This window comes from Streptomyces sp. NPDC102274, assembly GCF_044766385.1.
Taxonomy (GTDB): domain Bacteria; phylum Actinomycetota; class Actinomycetes; order Streptomycetales; family Streptomycetaceae; genus Streptomyces.
The window spans coordinates 66,071-85,082 of the sequence record NZ_JBIWLW010000012.1; the positions used below are offsets into that span (position 1 = coordinate 66,071).

The following is a 19,012-nucleotide window of genomic DNA, read 5'->3' on the forward strand; positions in this document are numbered from 1 at the left end:
TCCCGTCCCGTGAACCGCCCGGGGCGGGCACTGTGGTCGTTCCCGCGGTCGTGGGCTCAGGGCACAGACCACACCACAGCGGGTGCCCGCGTGAGACAACATGGCGGCGTCGTTGAACGGTGCGACTCCAAGCGCCGGGCCCGGGGATGTCATGGCTCCCCCGGTACTTGGTGTTGAACAGCCGGTGCTGTCGGATGAGCGTTCCGAGTGCCTGTTCTGCCATCGGGGCGCCCATCCTGGCGGCGACGGTGTTCCCGGCTTCCGGCAACTTGTCCTTGACCTGGATGGCGAACTGCCGCGTGCGGCCCGACTCGGGGTTCGGCGAGGTCGCTTCGGCGTGGAGCTCCTGGGCAACGCGCTCCAGTTCCACGCGGTCGCGTTCGGACATGCCCTGCGCGCCGCTGATCTGCCCCATGAATCCCGCTGACTGGACGAAGGCGCTCAGGTCGAGCGTCGCCTCCACGCTGCGTGCGGTCCGCTATCGGGCTACTTTGATGCCCGGCGTTCTGATTTCGCCATATACAGCGAAACTCTGGTGAATATGCCACCGACCTGAACCGGACGGGGCTGCCCCAGGAAGCGGTGGAAAGGAGCAGACCGTGCCGATCGCTCGTCGCGATGTCCTCAAACTGGGTGGCGTGGCCCTGCTGGCAGGGTGCGGCGCCAGTGCGGTCGCTGCCTGCGACTCCCCGGCGTCGCCCGGCACGCCCGGTCCCACAGGAAAGGCGGATTACACGGTGCGGATCGCGACCGGACGTGTCGAGCTCGCACCGGACACGGTCATCTCGACCACGACGTACAACGGACAGTTCCCCGGTCCGCTGCTGCGGTTCACCGAAGGCCGCCCGGTCGTGGTCGACGTCCACAACGACACCGGCATCCCGGAGCTGTTGCACTGGCACGGCCAGCGGATTCCCGCCGAGGTGGACGGCGCTTCCGAGGAAGGCACCCCGTTCATCCCCGCGCACGGGATGCGGCGCCTGTCGTTCACCCCCGGACCGGCCGGATTCCGCTTCTACCACACCCATGTGGCAGCCCATGGTGACCTGACCCGGAGCACGTACACCGGTCAGGTAGGCCCGGTCTACATCGAGCCGAGAGCCAACCCCGGGGCATTCGACCAGGAAGTGTTCCTGACGCTGAAGGAGTTCGAGCCCTCCCTCAGCCACGGCGGGGACATGGCCCAGAACTTCCTGGCCGGCTCCCCGGTGCCGGCCCTGAAGCGCAGGGGCGAGAAGGCCATGGCCGAGTCGCTGGCCCGGGGGATGCCGCACGGCTACGAGGTCGGCTACCGCGCGTTCAGCGTCAACGGCCGCAAGCTGGGCCACGGCCGGCCGATCCAGGTCAAGGCCGGGCAGCGCGTGCTGTTCCACGTTCTCAACGCCAGCGCCACCGAAACCCGCAGCCTTGCTCTGCCCGGTCACACCTTCAAAGTGGTCGCGTTCGACGGCAACCCGGTACCCCGCCCCGCCAATGTGCCAGTGCTGTGGATCGGCACCGCCGAACGTGTCTCGGCTCTGGTGGAGATGAACCATCCGGGTGTGTGGGTGCTGGGCGACCTGGCCGACGACGACCGGAAGGCAGGTATGGGCACCGTGGTCGAGTACGCCGGCCGTACCGGCTCCCCGCGATGGACCGCACCCGCCGCATTCACCTGGGACTACCGCTCCTTCGCCCATCCCGGTGCCCCCGCCCAGCGGCCCGACCATGTGATCGACCTGCTGGTGGAGAAACGCAACGCCGCCGACAAAGGGTTCAACGTCTGGCCCCTCAACGGCGTCCCCTTCTCCATGGACACCGACAAGCCGGTCCTGGACATCGACCGCGGCAGGCGGTACCGGCTGAGGTTCCGCAACGCCAGCGACGACATCCACCCCATCCACCTGCACCGCCACACCTTCGAAGTCACCCACATCGCCGGCACCCCCACACACGGCCTGCAAAAGGACGTCGTCATGCTCGGCGGCTACCAGAGCCTCGACTTCGACTTCACCGCCGATCAGCCCGGACTCTCCCTGTTCCACTGCCATCAGCAACTCCACATGGACTACGGCTTCATGATCCTGCTGCGCTGCTCTTGACGTCGGCTTCACCGGGCGCGATCAGTGCCGGGCGGCCACTGTGTGGCGGACGCCGTACAAATCGGCTCCGATTCAGGACGCGGCCTCGGCGGAGTCTCCGCCGAGGCCGGACGTCGGGCGGGGCTTTGAAGGGCCGCCGTCGTACGGCACGCCGGTCCGCGCCGCCAGTCCGGCGATCAAAAGCTCCAGGCCGTAGTGGAATTCGACGTCGTGATCGCTCGTGGCGAGGTAGGGCGCGACGTCGGCGAGCAGAGGGTCGCCCGTGCTCGTGATGTCGTCGACACGCTGCTGGATCCGGTCCGGATCCGTGGTGCCCAGGTGGAGGGCGTAGCCCAGCTCGCGCATGAGCGTGCCGACGATGAAGGCGGTGTAGCTGCGCAGTACGTGGACCATCTCCTCGGGGGAGAGGCCGAGTTCGGTGACGGTGGCCAGGGTTGAGCCGATGGCTTCGAGGGCTGCCGGCGACTGGGTCGGCCTGGTGAGCACCAGGGGGAATGCCTTGGGGTGGCGCTTGGCGGCGGCACGGAACGCGGCGGCATGCGCCCGGATCCGGTCCTGCCAGGTGCCGGTGCCGGTGTTGGTGCCGCTACCGATGGCGGTGCCGCTGTCGGTGTCGGTGCGGGGGAATTCGATCCGGGCGAGCAGTACCTCGGCCACACCGTCCAGCAGGGCGTCCTTGTTGGGCACATGGCTGTACAGCGACATGTTCTCGATGTCGAGTTCGGCGGCCAGCTTCCTCAGGGAAAAGGAGTCGGGTCCGTCACGGTCGATCATCGTAACGGCCGCGGCGATCACCTTGTCCCGCGTCAAACCAAGGCGTCTGCCCCGGCCGGTGCCTCGAACCGTCATCCGTCGTCCTCCCACATCCTGAGCTTCCGGCCATAAGCATCTCGCCATGTACTTGACATCACTTGCGGCGCAAGTCTAGCGTCGCGATCCCGAACGAAAAGACTTGCATCGCAAGTCTTTTGGAACCGCCGCAAGCCCATGGGCGACCGGTCCCCAACCGCCCCGAGGTTCCATCCCCCACGGCATGGCCGAGCAGAAGCCGGAACGATCATGATCACTGAAGAAGTGCGCACGGCGCGTCAGAAACTCGTCCTCGATCACTTTCACGACGAGGTCCGCCAGGAGTGGGACGACGTTCTGTCGACATTCCCGCACCCCCACTACGAGCTGATCTCCACGATGACCGTCCATGACGGCGACCGCGCCGTCCGCGGCTACTACCACGACACCCGCGTCGCCTTCCCCGACCAGGATCACGAGATCATCGCCCTGCGCCACAGCGACGACGCCGTGATCGCCGAGTTCTGGCTGCGCGGCACCCATCGCGGCCCCCTCGGCGCCATCCCGCCCACGGGCAGCCGCTTCCGGGTGCGTATGACCGCGTACTTCATCTTCGACGAACACGAACAACTGGTCTGCGAGCGCGTCTACTTCGACACCCTCACCATGCTCCGACAGCTCATCGGCGGCCTGAACATGAAGAACCCCAGGAACTGGATCCTGGCCGCACGCTGCCTCAAGGGCCTTCTGAAGATGTCCGGCGACGAGCCCCACCCCACCCTCGTCAACACCGCAACTCCCGCCCTCGCCGACTGAGTCGACTCGGCCCGTGGCCCCCACCCCACGGAACCCCACCTGTGAAGGTCCACCACCTCAACTGCGGAACCATGCGCTACGTCACCACGCACCTGGTCTGCCACGTCCTGCTCATCGAGACCGGCACCGGCCTCGTTCTCGTGGACACCGGCTACGGACTCGACGACATCTCCGAACCCGCACGGCGCGTAGGCCCGGCCCGCCACCTCGTCAGACCCGCCTTCGCCCCCGAGGAGACCGCCGCCCGCCAGGTCGAGGAACTCGGCTTCCGCCGGGAAGACGTACGCGCCCCGGTGCGGAGCCGCTCGACGAGGTCGGGGCGGGTTACCGCGCGGTGTCACCGCGGGTGTCATAGCGGTGGCGAGCGGCCTCGATCTCGCCGAGGTACCGGCGGGTCCAGGCGCACATGCCGTTGACCGTGTCGCGCAACGCCAGGCCGGCTTCCGTGAGGCGGTAGTCGACGCGCGGCGGCACGGTGGCGTACACCGTCCTGTCCACCACACCGTCACGTTCGAGCCCACGCAGGGTCTGGGTGAGCATCTTGTGACTGACGCCGTCCACCGCCGTCCGCAACTCGCTGAAGCGCAGAGTCCGGTCCTCCAGGGCGTTGATGACCAGAAGCGCCCATTTATTGGCCACACCGACGTAGATCTCGCGGGCCAAGGAGTCGGCGCGCATCACATCGGCGTCCTCGGGCATGCGGCTGACCTGTTTGGTCACCACGAGGTTCCCCTCTCACCGGAAAGTACGTTCTTCCACGTCAGAGCATACTCACCTACGGTTTCCGGTTACCGGAAGAAACCGCGGGTGCCTCGGCGCGCCTGCCGCGGCCGACCTGGCAAGGAGCCACTTGTGACGATCCTGAGGACCTACGCCCGTCTGTGGACGGATGACCTCGACCACGCGCTGCCACTGCTCAAGCAGCTCACCGGCGCCGAGCCGCATCTGCGGATGGCGTTCCACGCGGTCGAGCTGGCGGCCATCGGCGACTTCCTCGTCATCGCGGGCCCGGCCGAGGAACGCGCGGCGTACGCACATGCCTCCGCCACGGTGGTCGTCGAGGACCTCGATGCCCTCCGGACGACTCTGGAGACCGCCGGTGCCATCGTCACCACCCCGATGACGAGCGGCCCGACGGGGCGGTTCCTCTACGCCCGGCATGCCGACGGTGCCGAGGTCGAGTACGTCGAGTGGACGCCGGAGCTGGTCCGGCTGCACGGCCGGGGTGCAGAAGCCGCGTAAACGGACCGCCGCGCTCATGGAACCGAGCGCCGATCCGCTTCCCGGTGCGCCCACGGCCCCGGTATGAACGTAAACCGCCAGGTCGGGCAAAGCCCGGCCGGCCCCGGGCCGCAACGCGCGAACGTCATGAGTGTGCGGGTGTCATGAGTGTGCGTACTCATGCGTGCGGACCTCCCCTCACACACACTGTTCGTTACATGACAATCCATCGGGAGGGGCAGGCGTGATGCGTGCGAGGAACATGGTGATCGTGGCGATGGTGACCGCGTTCGGCCTGACGGGGGCAGGAGTCGTGCCCGCTGTGGCGGCCGGAGGTCTTCTTCCTCACCCCGGGCCGGAGGGTTTGGTGTGGGTGGAGGAGATGACGGGAGACGGTGGAGCCGCGTCGGGGGGTGCGTGGGAGGGATTGCCGACCGTGCTCACCGTGGCCTGTGAGGGCGGAGGCAGTGTGGTGGTGACGATGGAGTCGCAGCAGCTGCGGGTGGCCGAGTTCGCGGTGGTCTGCCCTGCCGGCAGTGCGGGCGTGGGCTCGGTGACCATGGATGCGGGCGTCGTGCGGCGGGGATCCTTCACGGTGGGGATCGATGCCTCGCAGGACAGTATCCGGTGGGCCCTGACGGTGACGCAGCCCGAGTAGAACCCCTCCCCCGGCCCTCGCGCTGACAGCCCGTCAAGCCCGTGGGTGTGCAGCGTGGAGCCGCGGCACACCCGGAGACGCGGAACGCGCGGTCCGTGGCGCGGCATACCCAGGCCTGACGACCCGTTGTCGGCGTGCGAGTCGCCGGTCCGGGCGCGTGCCTCGCCCGCTGGTCAGTTGTTCTTGCCGTACGCAGCCGAGATCTGGCCGACAAGCACGGCGAACGGCATGTCGAGTGCCGCGTAGACCTGCTCGGCCGCCGGCGACGCGTTGTCGGCGAGGATCTCGACCATCAGGGTTGCGTAGTCGCTGACGATCACACCCGCCTGCTGCAGGCGGGCGATACCGCCCTCCCGCTTGGTCTGGGAGAACGTGCCGGAGGCATCCACGGCCACGTACGTGTCGTATCCCTCCGCGGCCGCGGCGATGGCCGGCAGCGCGGCGCAGACCTCGAGCGAGATGCCCGTGAAGATGAGCTTCTTGCGACCTGTCGCCTCGATCCGCGCGCGTACCCTGCTGTCGTGCCAGGCATTGACCGTGCTGCGGTCGATGACGTCAATTCCCTTCGGCAGCACGTCGGCGAGTTCGGGGATCAGTGGTCCCCACATGCTCTCGGCTGCCGTGGTGGTGACGACTGTGGGAACTCCGAGTGCCTGCGCCGCGCGGCCCAGAGTGCTCACGTTGTGCTTCGGTTCCAGAAGCCCTGTGTCACGTACGCCGCTGTACAGGCCGACCTGGTGGTCGACCAGGACAACCGCCGCGTTGTCGGCCGTGAGGAACTCCAGGAATTTGGATCCATCGGACATGACAGCTTCTCCTTGACCGCCATCATCAGTTGATCACCAAAACTTATAGTCAATTTCAGTGACTACTCCGGATCCTCCACGGCCCGTCGCTCGAGAGCCATGGCAAACCGATCGACCTGTACGGCTTCAACCCGACGGCCGTCTTCCCCAATGACTTTGTGGTGTACAACCACTACATCTCGACCCATCCCCGATCGCCCTTCACCGGCCGGATCGTCGTACAGAAGCCCGGGACGGAACATGGCGGACACGACCCGCCTGGTGGAGTTCCAGCGCGATGCCACGACCGGTCATTGACGGTCGGACGATGCTGCCCGTCGGCAGTTTCGGTGTGAGGACGCGGCCTGCGCACACACCGGCGGCCGGACCGTCCTTGCCTGACCGCCTGGAGGTGAGCTCTGAATACCGTCGGCCAGCCGGGTAAACCTCGTCCAGGCACGATCATCGTATCGAGTTAATGCAACGGCTTCTCTGGGCGAACCGGCTGCACCGGCCGTTACTGTTCCCCGAGATCTGGACGAATTCCCAGACGTTTGCCCCCTTTATCCCTCTTTCCCGGTGCCGCGCGTGCCCGTCGGCCACCGCCTTTATGCATGAAGGAGAGCGCGACCGATGACTGTTGATACCAGCCCGGAAGCACAGATGGAGCCGCCTCGGCAGTCCAGCCTGGGCACGGCGGCCGCCCGTAACCTTGCCACGACCACCAAGTCCGCCCCGCAGATGCAGGAGATCACCTCTCGCTGGCTGCTGCGGATGCTCCCCTGGGTGGAGACCAAGGGCGGCGCCTACCGGGTAAACCGTCGGCTGAGCTACACCGTCGGGGACGGGCGCGTCGAGTTTGTTCAGGACGGTGCCGACGTCCGGGTGATCCCCCGCGAGCTCGGCGAACTGGCCCTGCTCCAGGGCTTCGAGGACGTGGAGGTGCTGACCGCGATCGCCGACCGGTGCGTCCAGCGCGACTTCCGTCCCGGCGAAACACTGGTCGAGCGCGGTACGCCCGCCGAGCACATCCACCTGATCGCCCATGGCCGCATCAGCCAGACCTCCGTCGGCAAGTACGGCGACGCGGTCGCTGTCGCCGTACTTGCCGACGGCGACCGGTTCGGTGAGAACGCCCTCTTGGACGCGGACGCCCGGTGGGACTACACCGCCACCGCCGAGACCGCCGGCACCCTGCTCACCCTGTCCCGCGCCGACTTCGGCGCCGTGCTGTCCGCGGCGCCGAGCCTCCGGGCCCACATCCAGCAGTTCAGCTCGCTTCCCCTCAAGCGGCAGAACCGTCACGGCGAGGCCGAGATCGCCATGTCGGCCGGCCACACGGGCGAGTCGGAACTGCCCGGCGCGTTCGTCGACTACGAACTGAAACCGCGCGAGTACGAACTCTCCCTCGCTCAGACCATTCTGCGGGTCCACACGAGGGTCGCCGACCTCTACAACGGGCCGATGAACCAGACCGAGGAGCAGCTCAGGCTCACCATCGAGGCGCTGCGCGAGCGCCAGGAGCACGAGCTGATCAACAACCGGGAGTTCGGCCTGCTCCACAACGCCGACTTCAAGCAGCGCATCCAGACCCATTCGGGCCCGCCCACCCCGGACGACCTCGACGAGCTGCTCTGCCGCCGCCGCGGCTCCAAGTTCTTCCTCGCCCACCCCAGAACGATCGCGGCGATCGGGCGTGAGTTCAACCGTCGCGGGCTCTACCCGAACCACGTCGACCTCGGCGGACAGCAGGTCCCGGCCTGGCGCGGGGTCCCGATCCTGCCCTGCGGCAAGATCCCCATCACCAAGGAGAAGACCAGCTCGATCCTCGTCATGCGCATCGGCGAGGACAACCAGGGCGTCATCGGTCTGCGCCAGACAGGCCTACCGGAGGAGTACGAACCGGGCCTGTCGGTGCGCTTCATGGGCATCGACGAAAAGTCGATCATCTCCTACCTCGTCACCACGTACTACTCTGCCGCCGTCCTTGTGCCCGACGCGCTCGGTGTATTGGAGAACGTGCAGATCGCCGGCAGGCACGACTAGGGCGTGTTGCGAAGGTAGCGCCGTCCGCCCGCAGGCCAGGCGGGACCTTCGCAACACGCCCCAGGCCCCGTCCCGCCCGGCCCGGCGGCTATGTCACCCGGACCCGCCGGGCCGGACAAGCGAGCCCGGAAACCGGGACACCCACCCCACCCCACCAAGGAGCCATGGATGCCCAACCCTGAGCTCTTCCCTGTGCAATCGAGCCTGCCGGCGGCCGCTTCCCACCTCGGGGCGTACATCCTCGCCGACGCCGCCGCCCGCGTCCGCGACGTCAAGGCCGCCACCGACGGCCCGCCCCTCGTACCTTCCTCACCCGCCCCGCCCTCCGTGGACGTCCCCGCCGCCGAGGTACGGACACCGGCCCCCGACCTTCAACGGATCCTCCGTGGCCCCAGCGGCCTGGGCACGGCGAGCCTGCGCTTGGCCCGGCGCGAGGAGCCCCTGCCGACGCCGACGGAAGGCAATCCGATCCCGGGCCTCTACCACCACCCGGTGCCGGAGCCCGACCCCGTGCGGGTGGAGGAGGTCAGCCTCAAGATCAAAGCCTGGGCGTTGGACGAGGTCGACCTGTACCCCGACGACTGGGAAGACCAGTTCGACGGTTTCTCCGTCGGGCGCTACATGGTCGTCTGCCATCCGGACGCTCCCACCGTCGACCACCTGATGCTCGCCACGCGCCTGATGGTCGCCGAGAACGCGGTGGACGACTGCTACTGCGAGGACCACGGAGGCTCGCCCGTCGGCTTGGGCGAACGACTTCTGCTGGCGCACACCGCCCTCGACCCCTTGCACACGACGAAGGAGTACCAGCGGCAGTGGGCGGAGTCGCTTCATTCGGACGCGCCTCGACGCGCCTACCGCTCCGCCATGGAGTACTTCCTCCAAGAGGCCAGTCCCTCCCAGGCCGACCGGTTCCGGCACGACATGGCCCGACTGCACATGGGGTACCTCGCCGAGGCCGCCTGGGCCCAGCAGGACCACGTCCCTGAGGTGTGGGAATACCTGGCGATGCGCCAGTTCAACAACTTCCGTCCCTGCCCCACCATCACCGACACCGTCGGCGGCTACGAACTTCCGGCGGACCTCCACGCCCCGCCCGCCATGCAGCGGGTCATCGCGCTCGCCGGGAACGCCACCACCATCGTGAACGACCTGTACTCGTACACCAAGGAACTCGCCAGCCCCGGCCGGCACCTGAACCTGCCGGTGGTGATCGCCGAACGGGAGGCCATCTCCGACCGCGAGGCCTACCTCAAGGCGGTCGAGGTCCACAACGACCTCATGCGTGACTTCGAAGCCGAAGCCGCCGCCCTGGCCGCCGCCTGCCCCGTCCCGAGCGTCCAGCGCTTCCTGCGGGGGGTGGCCGCGTGGGTCGACGGCAACCACTACTGGCACCAGACCAACACCTATCGCTACAGCCTGCCCGACTTCTGGTAAGAAGAATGGATTCATCTGTGACCAACACCGAGCGCACCACCACCACCGTCGCCGCCGGTACGAGCACCTCCGTGTTCATCCCGTCCCCTGCGACGCCCTACCAGGGGGACATCGCCCGCTACTGGGACCACGAGGCGAGGCCGGTGAACCTGCGTCTCGGCGATGTCGACGGCCTTTACCACCACCACTACGGCATCGGAGACGTCGACCACGCCGCCCTGGGCAACGCCGAGAACAGCGCATACGAGAAGAAGCTGATCGCCGAGCTCCACCGACTGGAATCGGCACAGGCCGAACTCCTCCTGGACCACCTCGGCTCCATCGAGCGCGACGACACCCTCGTGGACGCCGGCTGCGGCCGCGGCGGCTCGATGGTCATGGCCCACCAGCGCTTCGGGTGCAAGGTGGAGGGCGTCACACTGTCGGCCAAGCAGGCCGACTTCGCCAACCGGCGTGCCCGCGAACTCGGCATCGAGGACCACGTTCACGCCCGCGTCTGCAACATGCTCGGTACGCCCTTCAAGACCGGGCAGGCCAAGGCCTCGTGGAACAACGAGTCCAGCATGTACGTCGACCTGCACGACCTCTTCGCCGAGCACTCCCGCGTCCTTGCGAGCGGTGGCCGCTACGTGACCATCACCGGCTGCTGGAACCCGCGTTACGGTCAGCCGTCGAAGTGGGTATCGCAGATCAACGCGCACTTTGAATGCAACATCCACTCCCGCCGGGAATACCTGCGCGCCATGGCCGACCACCGCCTCGTGCCACAGGCCGTCATCGACCTGACTCCCGCGACCCTGCCCTACTGGGAACTGCGGGCAACGTCTTCACTGGTCACCGGCATTGAGGAAGCGTTCATCAACTCCTACAAGGACGGCTCTTTCCAGTACCTCCTGATCGCCGCGGACCGAATCTAGACAATCAATTCCAGGGGGTCGGTATTGCTTCGGCCGGCCTTGCGGGTCGGCCGAAGCGGAGCCACCTGGCCAAGGGCCGTCCCCCGGACTCGATCAATCACTCGCTACCCGGCAGCGGCGGGTGGGGATGGTGACGCAGCGCGTCCAGGACGACGCGTACCGCCGCGCGAGGTGGTGCGCTGCGACGGATCACCGCCGTGATCGTGCGCGTCACAGGAGTCGTGAGTTCCCTGGTGACGACGCGATACCGGCGGTCGACCGCCAAGCCGGGCAGCAACGCGATCGACAGCCCCGCCTCGACGTGTTGCAGGGTCATCATGTAGTTGCTGAACCGGCACACCACCCGTGGCTCGAACCTCGATTGACGGCACAGGCGAAGCGCGAGATTCGCCATGTACGACTGAGGCATGTCGAAGGCCCACGGCTCGTCCGCGTAGGCCGCGATGTCCACGGTGCCGCGCCCGGTCGCGGGATGCCCCGGCGGTACCACCAGCAAGATCGGATCCGTGGCCAGCGGCACGAGGTCGAGGTCCGGTCCCAAGGGGAGCTCGTCAAAGTTCGTGGTCGTGATGATGATGTCCGCGTCGCCTCCGCGCAGGGCGGGCATGCTTTCGTGCGGTTCCATTTGCAGCAACTCGACGGTGAGGCGCGGATGCTCGCGCGCCAGGCGGGTCACCGCCGGCACGGTCATGGTGTGAATCGCGCTCTGGAACGCCCCCATCCTCACCAGCCCGGCCGGCTCTTCGTCGAACCCGCGCAGCTCCGCCTCGACGGCGTCCATGTGATCGAGGATCGCCCGCGCCCGCCGCGCCAGGATCAGCCCGGCCGGGGTCAGTCGCACCCGGCGTCCCGTTCGTTCCAGGAGCTGTGTGCGCGTCTCGGCCTCCAGCAGGGCCAGCTGCTGGGAGACGTTCGACGGGCTCAGGTTGGCGGCTTTCGCGACCGCCCGAACGGTGCCCAGCGTATCCAGCCGGCTCAGCAGCCGGAGCCTCCACGGGTTCATCACGCTCTTATTGTTGTGCGGTTCCACCGAACAGGAAAGCCGGAATTGCGAGATGGACGTGTCGCTCGGCGCGGCCTACCGTCGGAAGCATGGCTGCTTCGACCACTCCGCCGTCCGCCGAAACCTTCTGGGCCGACGCCGAAAGGCACCTCGTCCGCTACGGAGGCGAGTTCACCCGCGAGATCATCGACCGCGCCGCCGGCAGTTTCCTGTTCACCGCCGACGGCCGGAAGATCCTCGACTTCACCTCCGGCCAGATGAGCGCGCTCCTCGGCCACTCGCACCCGGCGATCGTCGCGACCGTCCAGCGGCAGGTCGCGACCCTCGACCACCTCTACAGCGGCATGCTCAGCCGTCCGGTGGTCGACCTCGCCCGACGGCTGGCCGACACACTGCCCGCACCGCTGGAGAAGGCGCTGCTGCTGACCACCGGCGCCGAATCGAATGAAGCCGCGATCCGGATGGCCAAGCTCGTCACCGGCAAACACGAGATCATCTCGTTCGCGCGATCCTGGCACGGCATGACGCAGGCCGCCGCTTCCGCCACCTACAGCACGGGGCGCAAGGGCTACGGCCCGGCCGCGCCCGGCAATTTCGCCATCCCGGTGCCGAACGCGTACCGGCCCGACTTCACCGCGGCCGACGGTTCGCTGGACTGGAACCGTCAGCTCGACTTCGCCTTCGACCTGATCGACGCTCAGTCGACCGGCAGCCTGGCGGCGTGCCTCGTCGAACCGATTCTGAGCTCGGGCGGAATCATCGAGCCGCCGGTCGGGTATTTCGCGGCGCTGCGAGAGAAGTGCCGGGAACGCGACATGCTGTTGATCCTCGACGAGGCCCAGACGGGCCTGTGCCGCACGGGAACCTGGTACGCGTTCGAGCGTGACGGCGTCGTCCCCGACATCCTCACGCTGTCCAAGACGCTCGGCGCCGGACTGCCCCTCGCGGCCGTGGTGACCAGCGCCGAGATCGAGCAGGAGGCGCACAGGCGCGGATTCCTGTTCTTCACCACGCACGTCGCCGATCCGCTGGTGGCCGCGGTCGGCAACACCGTTCTCGACGTCCTGATCGACGACAAGCTCGACGAGCGCGCACGGTCCCTCGGCGCGTTTCTCCGCCACGGCCTGGCGGACATCGCCGGCCGCCACACGGTCGTCGGCGACATCCGTGGCCGGGGCATGCTGGCCGGGCTCGAACTCGTCGTCGACCGCGAGACGAAGCAGACCTCGGACGAGTTGGGCGCCCGGGTCACCCGACGGTGCCTCGAACTCGGCCTGCACACGAACATCGTCCAGCTTCCCGGTATGGGCGGAGTCATGCGGATCGCGCCGCCGCTGACCGCCACCGAGGACGAGCTTTCGCTCGGCTTGACGATTTTGGACCAGGCGATCGGCGACGCCCGCGCCGAACTCTGACGACGCCGGAATCGCGGCGGCCGACCGCACCCCCGGAACGTGCCCCCTTCCGGAGGCCGAGGCGAGGACATCGTGAGCCAAGTCCGCGCGTTCCGGGTCGACTTGGAGCATCAGGCTGTCCGGTAGTTCCAGCCGGCCCCAGGCCGGCGTGCGGTCGCCTTCGGTCCACACCGCCGTCGGGCATTCGTCGGCCCGGTCGAGGAACAGACACCAGCTCCAGGTGAGGCCCCCTATGTGCCGGTAGCGGGTCGCCGGGAAGGTTCGGGTGGCCAGCTCGTGCATGGCGCGCAGCGCCATGGGCCCGGTGTGTTCATGACGTCGCATGGCGCCATGCCGACCCCTCGGGCCGCACCCTCGATCAGCGGCGTCTTGCCTCGCAGCGGTTGTCAGGCGGGCGGCCAGTTTCGTAGGGCCGTGTCGGCCACCCGCTGCAGCTCGTCGCGGGTGGTGCCGCTGGCGGCTTGGACGGCGATGCCATTGGCCACGGTCATGATGTAGCGGGCGAGCAGTCCGGGATCGGCGTCCGGTGGCAGGTCGCCTGCGTGGACAGCTTGCTGGAACCGGTCGCGGAGGCTGGAGGTGGCCTCGTTGCGCCAGACGACGAGGGCATCGTGGGCGCTGCTTCCAGGGGAGCCGGTGGCGAGGGAGCCTTGGACGCCGAGGCATCCGGTGGGACTGCCGGGGCGGGTGGTGGCCCGGACGGAGCCGTTGAGGAACGCGGTGGCCACCTGCCGGGCGGTCGGTTCTTGCAGGGCCCGGGTCCCGTACGAGGCGGGGCCTTCGGTGTAACGCTCCAGGGCCTTGCGGAACAGGTCCTCTTTGTTGCCGAAGGCCGCGTACATGCTGGTGCGGGTGATGCCCATGGCACTGGTCAGGTCGGTGAGGCTGGCGCCTTCGTAGCCCTGTTCCCAGAAGACCCGCATGGCGCGTTCGAGGGCCTCGTCCGCGTCGAAGCCTCTCGGTCGGCCGATCCGCGCCTTCTGGTGGGTCTCCATGTCGTCAACCATACCCCTTCCGCACTGGTCGGTACGGAAGTGCTAAAGTCTCATTCAGTACCGATCGGTACCGAAGTTTGGGAGGATATTCGCATGGGACAGCTTGAAGGTAAGACCGCCGTCATCACCGGGGGCAGCACCGGCATCGGCCTGGCCACCGCCGTACGGCTGGCAGCCGAGGGCGCGCACGTGTTCATCACCGGCCGACGTAAGACCGCGCTGGACGCGGCCGTGGAGACCATCGGCTCCGCACGGGCCACCGCGGTGGCGGGCGACATCTCGAACCTGGCCGACCTGGACCGGCTGTACGACACGGTCCGCGCCCGGGGCCGGGGCCTGGACGTGCTGTTCGCCAACGCCGCCGCCGCGTCGTTCGCGACGCTGCAGCAGGTCACCGAGGAGCACTTCGACGAGACCTTCGACGTCAACGTCCGGGGCACATTGTTCACGGTGCAGAAGGCGCTGCCGCTGCTCAACGACGGCGCATCGGTGATCCTGAACTCCTCGGTGCGCGCCGATGACGGTGTCGCGGCGTTCGGCACGTATGCCGCCTCCAAGGCAGCGATCCGGTCCTTCGCCCGGACCTGGGCAAACGAGCTCAAGGGCCGGAACATCCGGGTCAACGCGATCTCCCCGGGCACCATCGACACTCCTGGACTCGACGGCGTGGCTGCTACAGGGGACACGCCCGTCACCAAGTCACAATTCGCCGCAGGTATCCCACTCGGACGGATCGGGCGCGCGGACGAGGTCGCCGACGTGGTGGCTTTCCTCGCTTCCGAACAGAGCAGCTTCATCCTCGGCGCCAACCTGTACGTCGACGGCGGCGAGAACCAGATCTGACCCGCACACGACATCCGTCGCGCGATCAACAGTGGCGCCGTCCGGAGCGGCAACGATCCGGGACGGCGCCCCCGACGCGGTGATCGCCTCGGCGGGCCAGTCGGACGCGCCGCTGCGGCTGCCGCTCGGCTCTCATAATGGTCCGTGGCGCACTTGTCGTAGGTGACTTTGCAGTTGAGGTCGACCTATGGGAGACCGAGATTCGGGTCGGCGTCAGCCAGGTCGCAGCTGGCGTCCCAAAGGCGAGCCGCGACCGCGGTGTCGGCCAGGTGACTGTAGAGGGGCTCCGGCCGCGGCCTGCCCCGCAGGCCGAAGAGCCTCGGCCCCCACAACTGCCCTCCCCTCACCTCCGGGTCGAGGACGGCCCGCACCGCAGGCCACGCTCCGGCGTCCTTGCCCTGGACGACCAGGCCGGCGGGCAGGCCGCTCAGTCGCTCACCGACAGTCTTCACGTGCACCGGCGGGCGGTCGGGCGTGAGGGAATCCAGTGCGCCGCCAGGGTGGACCACCACACTGAGCATCGTGCTGTCGGTGGCCCGCAAACGGCGGTCGAGTTCGAGGCCGAAGTACATCTGCGCCAGCTTCGACCGCCCGTAGGCGCGCTTCGGCCGGTAGTCCTCGGCGGACTGCAGATCGTCCAGGTCCAGTCGTTCGGACTTTGCCGCGAAGCTGCCGACCGTCACGATGCGTCCTGCCGGCGCGGCCGACAGCAGGGGTGTCAGCCACTGGGTCAGCGCGAAGTGGCCGAGGTGGTTGGTCCCGAACATGAGCTCGTTGCCGTCCTTGGTTTCGCGACGCGGCGGTTCATCGAGCGCGACCCCGGCGTTGTAGACCACCGCGTCGAGGCGATCGAGTTCCAGGGCGTCCACAGAGTTCCGGAGAGACGACAGGTCGGCGAGGTCCAGCTGACAGTGGCGCACGTACGTGCCGGGGACGCGGGAGCGGATCGAGGCCATGGCAGCTTCAGCCTTCGTGGGGTGCCGACTGCCGAGCACGACGTCGGCCCCGGTTTCGGCGAGCTGCTCCGCGACGAAGTAGCCGATGCCCGCGTTGCCACCGGTGACCAGAAAGGTCCTGCCCTCGGCACGTGGCAGACGATGAACGTCCCATATCCGGGTCTGGGATTCGGAGGTCATGGCGGCAGGTTCCTCACGCTCAGTGTGACTGGATGGGTATGGGCGGGGCCCGAGCTGCACGCGTGGCGCCCACCCGCATCTCAAGGTCGCAGCAGCCACCTACAAGTCACCGACAGATAGCCGTCAACACACCGACAGCCATTCGATATCCGCTCAACGATTACAGAGAGCGGATGGTGCGTGACATGGCTCCCTGCCGTTGCCGAGCACCAGAGCGGCCAACTGACGTGCTCAGCTATCAGATGGAGCGCTCAGTCGGATAGGCCGCCGGCGACGACATCGAGCGTCACCACTGCCCGTGGGCGCTCCCCGCACACAGCGTCTCCTGACAGCCCTTACACAGCCTCACCGTCCCACTTTCTTTTCTGCGGACTGATGAGCAGGAGTGCGATGTCGTCGTTTCCTTGAGCTGCGAGCCGTGCCCGTCCGATCAGAGCGTCGGCGAGCCTGTCCAAGGCCATGGGATCGGCTCCGGCCAACTCGTCGGCAAGCTCATCGATGGCATCCCCCAGGTCGGTACTTGGCCTTTCGATCAGACCGTCGGTGTAAAAAGTGAGCACAGCGCCGGGCGGCAGTTGGACTTCGGTAGTCACATACTCGGCATCGGGCTCGACGCCGAGGACAAGTCCCGCTGGTAGGTCAAGGATTTCGGTTCGGCCGTCCGGATGGCGCAGAATCGGCGGCAAGTGACCGGCCGTGGACAAATACGCCGTTCCGTTCCGCAAGTCGAGTTGGGCGTAGAGACAGCTGGCGAACAGATGCGAGTTCAGGTCCGTAAGCAGACGGTTGGTCCGCGCCAGGACTTCTTCGGGAGGCGTGCCGACGCTGGCCTGACTGCGGACGGCGGTACGGAGCTGTCCCATGAGCGCGGCGGCGCTGACATTGTGGCCCTGAACGTCGCCTATAACGGCAGCCACCGTGGTGGCATCGAAACGGATGAAGTCGTAGAAATCTCCACCGATATCCATGCCTTGGGTCGCCGGGAGGTAGCGGGCCGCGACGTCGAGTCCTGGAACCTGCGGTAGAGCGTGAGGGAGCAGAGCGGCTTGCAGACCACGCGCGACTTGGCTCTTCGTGTCGTACAGACGGGCCCGCTCCAGGGCCTGCGCGATCATTCCGGCGAGCGAGGTAAGGGCAGCGCGTTCTTCCATGGTGAAGGTATGGGGCCTGTCGTAACCCAAGACACAGCAGCCGATGATGCGGCCGGATGCAATCAATGGAAGATAACTAAAGGCGGCCATTTTTCTATAGAGAGAAATGTTCGGATACAAGCGGAGAAGCTCTTTATTGTCCGGAAAGAAAGCCGGGTGGCCCGTTTCGATGACCCGCGAACTGGCAGTATCGGAACGCATCAGATAATTATCAAGGGTGTCCACGTCTTCCCGCGGGAAGCCGTGGGAGCTGAGGACCTGAAGTCTTCCCTCGTCGGCGGTGAGCAGCGCCAGGCCCTGGGCGTTGACAACGGGCATGATCTGGTCGGTAACCGACTGGGTAACGTCTTCGACCCCGACAGCCGTGGTGAGGGCGGAGCCCAGATGCAGGAGATAGAACAGGGCACCGGCGCTGGCCGGTCCACTGGGGGGAGCCAGGGGCGGCACGTTACTTCCCGCGGGCGCGTCAGTACTGCCCGCGGGAGCGTCAGCGCTTCCCGGGGGAGCGTCAGTGGGACTGATCGAGACACTGACGCCGGTTATGTCAGGAAGGAAGCGAAATGACAGCCAGTGATCGGGAGGTCGTAGAGCGGTGAACGACGTGGGGAGCCTGGTGAAGAGTGCCGCCAGATAGGCATTTTCATGGGCGGGATCATCGAGCCAGGGCAGGACGTGCAGAGGGTGAGACCCCAACAGGCTCTGCCGGGTGCCGCCGAGCAGCTCCGCGGCTTTGCTGTTGAGGAAAGTGAGACGGCCATCCAGGTCCAGGGCGCAAAGACCTTCCTCCAAGCGCTCGGTGAGGGCGACAGCTGCTTGGGCTTCGGTCTCTTCCCTTTCCGGAGGAGGCGATTGATCCAACCTCCGCAATTCGGTCTCCGCTTGTATCGGATCTCCGTTGTCCGCAGCCTGTTGCACGAGCCGACCCATTCGGCGGCCGGCCGCGGTGATCTCGCGCTCCTCCTGGCCGGAGAGCTTGGCAGAGCGAGTGCCGGGCCACAACAGAAGCACCACACCACAACCGGCGGCCCCGGTGTCCAGGGGAGCCACACACATCGCGATGTGATAGGGGAACGCGAGCGCTGTGCGCGGATATCGACGGGCAAGTTCCTCGTTACTGCTCAGCCACACCAGTTGGCATTCGCGTGCCGCCTCGGCCACCGGGACGGGGGCGGCCAGTGCCACCCGGGACCATGGCGTCGCGATTACCTCCGACACTCCCGTGACCACGACCATCCGCAGCACCTGGTCCTGCGGGTCCAGCAGGTACACAGCGCCCACATGCGCTCCTGTCGCCTGTGTGACATCCAGCAGCGCTTGGTCCACTCCGGCCCGGGCACGGGCCGAGGCGGTATTTCCTCTTCTATGCTCCACGCTTACACAACCTCGGGCACAGCAACGAATCCGGATCGTTGACGGCGCAGGTACTAAGGGGGTCCGAACGGCCCAGTCATAGGTTGATCGAAGACGGTCACAACCACAGTCTGCCGACGCCGCGCTCAACCTCACCCACGAGTCAACCATCCTACCGCCCCGTGTATGGCGCCATCCCAGCCTGAAGATGCCTCTATTATGGCGGGCGGATTTTCCCAGTTCTCGGCAAGGTTGGTCAAGCAGAATATCCAGGCACAGCGGCCTGATGCGCCAGATGCGCTGGATAGTTTTCTGCCGTTCTGGATGTGCGCCGGATACGATATCCAGAACCAGAATTTCCGCAGGTAA

At 67.1% G+C, this 19,012-nt stretch carries 17 protein-coding genes; 10 read left to right on the forward strand and 7 right to left on the reverse strand.

Annotated features, from left to right (window positions below; all coding sequences use genetic code 11):
• Window positions 1-599: 599 nt before the first annotated feature.
• A complete protein-coding gene (locus tag ACIRQP_RS18435; RefSeq protein ID WP_403890801.1) occupies window positions 600-2,081 on the forward strand; it encodes a multicopper oxidase family protein in 1,482 nt (493 codons plus the stop codon).
• Window positions 2,082-2,153: 72 nt separating this feature from the next.
• Here ACIRQP_RS18435 and ACIRQP_RS18440 read toward each other — a convergent pair whose 3' ends face one another.
• Window positions 2,154-2,930, reverse strand: a complete 777-nt coding sequence (locus ACIRQP_RS18440; RefSeq protein ID WP_403890803.1) for a TetR/AcrR family transcriptional regulator C-terminal domain-containing protein — start codon at window positions 2,928-2,930, stop codon at window positions 2,154-2,156.
• Window positions 2,931-3,140: 210 nt separating this feature from the next.
• Here ACIRQP_RS18440 and ACIRQP_RS18445 point away from each other — a divergent pair, with 210 nt between their 5' ends.
• A complete protein-coding gene (locus ACIRQP_RS18445; RefSeq protein ID WP_403890806.1) occupies window positions 3,141-3,686 on the forward strand; it encodes an ester cyclase in 546 nt (181 codons plus the stop codon).
• 324 nt (window positions 3,687-4,010) lie between these two features.
• Here the strand turns inward: ACIRQP_RS18445 and ACIRQP_RS18450 are convergent, their stop codons facing one another.
• Window positions 4,011-4,409 (reverse strand): winged helix-turn-helix transcriptional regulator, encoded by a 399-nt coding sequence (locus ACIRQP_RS18450; protein ID WP_403890809.1) that lies wholly within the window; start codon window positions 4,407-4,409, stop codon window positions 4,011-4,013.
• Window positions 4,410-4,538: 129 nt separating this feature from the next.
• On the opposite strand from ACIRQP_RS18450, the gene ACIRQP_RS18455 reads away from it, so the two are divergent.
• Together ACIRQP_RS18455 and ACIRQP_RS18460 are read left to right on the forward strand one after the other, a co-directional pair.
• Window positions 4,539-4,928, forward strand: a complete 390-nt coding sequence (locus ACIRQP_RS18455; RefSeq protein WP_403890812.1) for a VOC family protein — start codon at window positions 4,539-4,541, stop codon at window positions 4,926-4,928.
• 226 nt (window positions 4,929-5,154) lie between these two features.
• Window positions 5,155-5,565 (forward strand): hypothetical protein, encoded by a 411-nt coding sequence (locus ACIRQP_RS18460; RefSeq protein WP_403890814.1) that lies wholly within the window; start codon window positions 5,155-5,157, stop codon window positions 5,563-5,565.
• Window positions 5,566-5,738: 173 nt separating this feature from the next.
• On the opposite strand, the gene ACIRQP_RS18465 is transcribed toward ACIRQP_RS18460, so the two are convergent.
• Window positions 5,739-6,371 carry an isochorismatase family protein gene (locus ACIRQP_RS18465; protein WP_403890816.1) on the reverse strand — a complete coding sequence of 211 codons (633 nt, stop codon included), beginning with the start codon at window positions 6,369-6,371 and terminating at the stop codon, window positions 5,739-5,741.
• Window positions 6,372-6,983: 612 nt separating this feature from the next.
• On the opposite strand from ACIRQP_RS18465, the gene ACIRQP_RS18470 reads away from it, so the two are divergent.
• The 3 genes from ACIRQP_RS18470 (at window position 6,984) to ACIRQP_RS18480 (ending at window position 10,750) form a co-directional block, all read left to right on the forward strand.
• Window positions 6,984-8,396, forward strand: coding sequence for a family 2B encapsulin nanocompartment shell protein (locus ACIRQP_RS18470; RefSeq protein WP_403890819.1), 1,413 nt, complete (start codon window positions 6,984-6,986; stop codon window positions 8,394-8,396).
• A 90-nt stretch (window positions 8,397-8,486) separates the two neighbouring features.
• Complete coding sequence (locus ACIRQP_RS18475; protein ID WP_403890822.1) at window positions 8,487-9,833, forward strand: family 2 encapsulin nanocompartment cargo protein terpene cyclase; 1,347 nt, start codon at window positions 8,487-8,489, stop codon at window positions 9,831-9,833.
• Window positions 9,834-9,838: 5 nt separating this feature from the next.
• The gene (locus tag ACIRQP_RS18480; protein WP_403890825.1) at window positions 9,839-10,750 is read left to right on the forward strand and encodes a geranyl diphosphate 2-C-methyltransferase; all 912 of its coding nucleotides are present in this window, start codon (window positions 9,839-9,841) and stop codon (window positions 10,748-10,750) included.
• 97 nt (window positions 10,751-10,847) lie between these two features.
• Here the strand turns inward: ACIRQP_RS18480 and ACIRQP_RS18485 are convergent, their stop codons facing one another.
• The gene (locus tag ACIRQP_RS18485; protein WP_403891203.1) at window positions 10,848-11,753 is read right to left on the reverse strand and encodes a LysR family transcriptional regulator; all 906 of its coding nucleotides are present in this window, start codon (window positions 11,751-11,753) and stop codon (window positions 10,848-10,850) included.
• Window positions 11,754-11,842: 89 nt separating this feature from the next.
• On the opposite strand from ACIRQP_RS18485, the gene ACIRQP_RS18490 reads away from it, so the two are divergent.
• Window positions 11,843-13,168 (forward strand): aspartate aminotransferase family protein, encoded by a 1,326-nt coding sequence (locus ACIRQP_RS18490; protein ID WP_403890828.1) that lies wholly within the window; start codon window positions 11,843-11,845, stop codon window positions 13,166-13,168.
• A 386-nt stretch (window positions 13,169-13,554) separates the two neighbouring features.
• Here ACIRQP_RS18490 and ACIRQP_RS18495 read toward each other — a convergent pair whose 3' ends face one another.
• On the reverse strand, window positions 13,555-14,163 hold the full coding sequence (locus ACIRQP_RS18495; protein ID WP_403890831.1) for a TetR/AcrR family transcriptional regulator: 609 nt from the start codon (window positions 14,161-14,163) through the stop codon (window positions 13,555-13,557).
• A 93-nt stretch (window positions 14,164-14,256) separates the two neighbouring features.
• On the opposite strand from ACIRQP_RS18495, the gene ACIRQP_RS18500 reads away from it, so the two are divergent.
• Window positions 14,257-15,006, forward strand: a complete 750-nt coding sequence (locus ACIRQP_RS18500) for an SDR family NAD(P)-dependent oxidoreductase (RefSeq protein ID WP_403890834.1) — start codon at window positions 14,257-14,259, stop codon at window positions 15,004-15,006.
• A gap of 185 nt (window positions 15,007-15,191) precedes the next feature.
• Here the strand turns inward: ACIRQP_RS18500 and ACIRQP_RS18505 are convergent, their stop codons facing one another.
• A complete protein-coding gene (locus ACIRQP_RS18505; RefSeq protein WP_403890838.1) occupies window positions 15,192-16,142 on the reverse strand; it encodes an SDR family NAD(P)-dependent oxidoreductase in 951 nt (316 codons plus the stop codon).
• A gap of 335 nt (window positions 16,143-16,477) precedes the next feature.
• Window positions 16,478-18,562 (reverse strand): SpoIIE family protein phosphatase, encoded by a 2,085-nt coding sequence (locus tag ACIRQP_RS18510; RefSeq protein WP_403890841.1) that lies wholly within the window; start codon window positions 18,560-18,562, stop codon window positions 16,478-16,480.
• A gap of 267 nt (window positions 18,563-18,829) precedes the next feature.
• Here ACIRQP_RS18510 and ACIRQP_RS18515 point away from each other — a divergent pair, with 267 nt between their 5' ends.
• Window positions 18,830-19,012: a hypothetical protein gene (locus ACIRQP_RS18515; protein ID WP_403890843.1), complete on the forward strand. Its 183-nt coding sequence runs from the start codon at window positions 18,830-18,832 to the stop codon at window positions 19,010-19,012.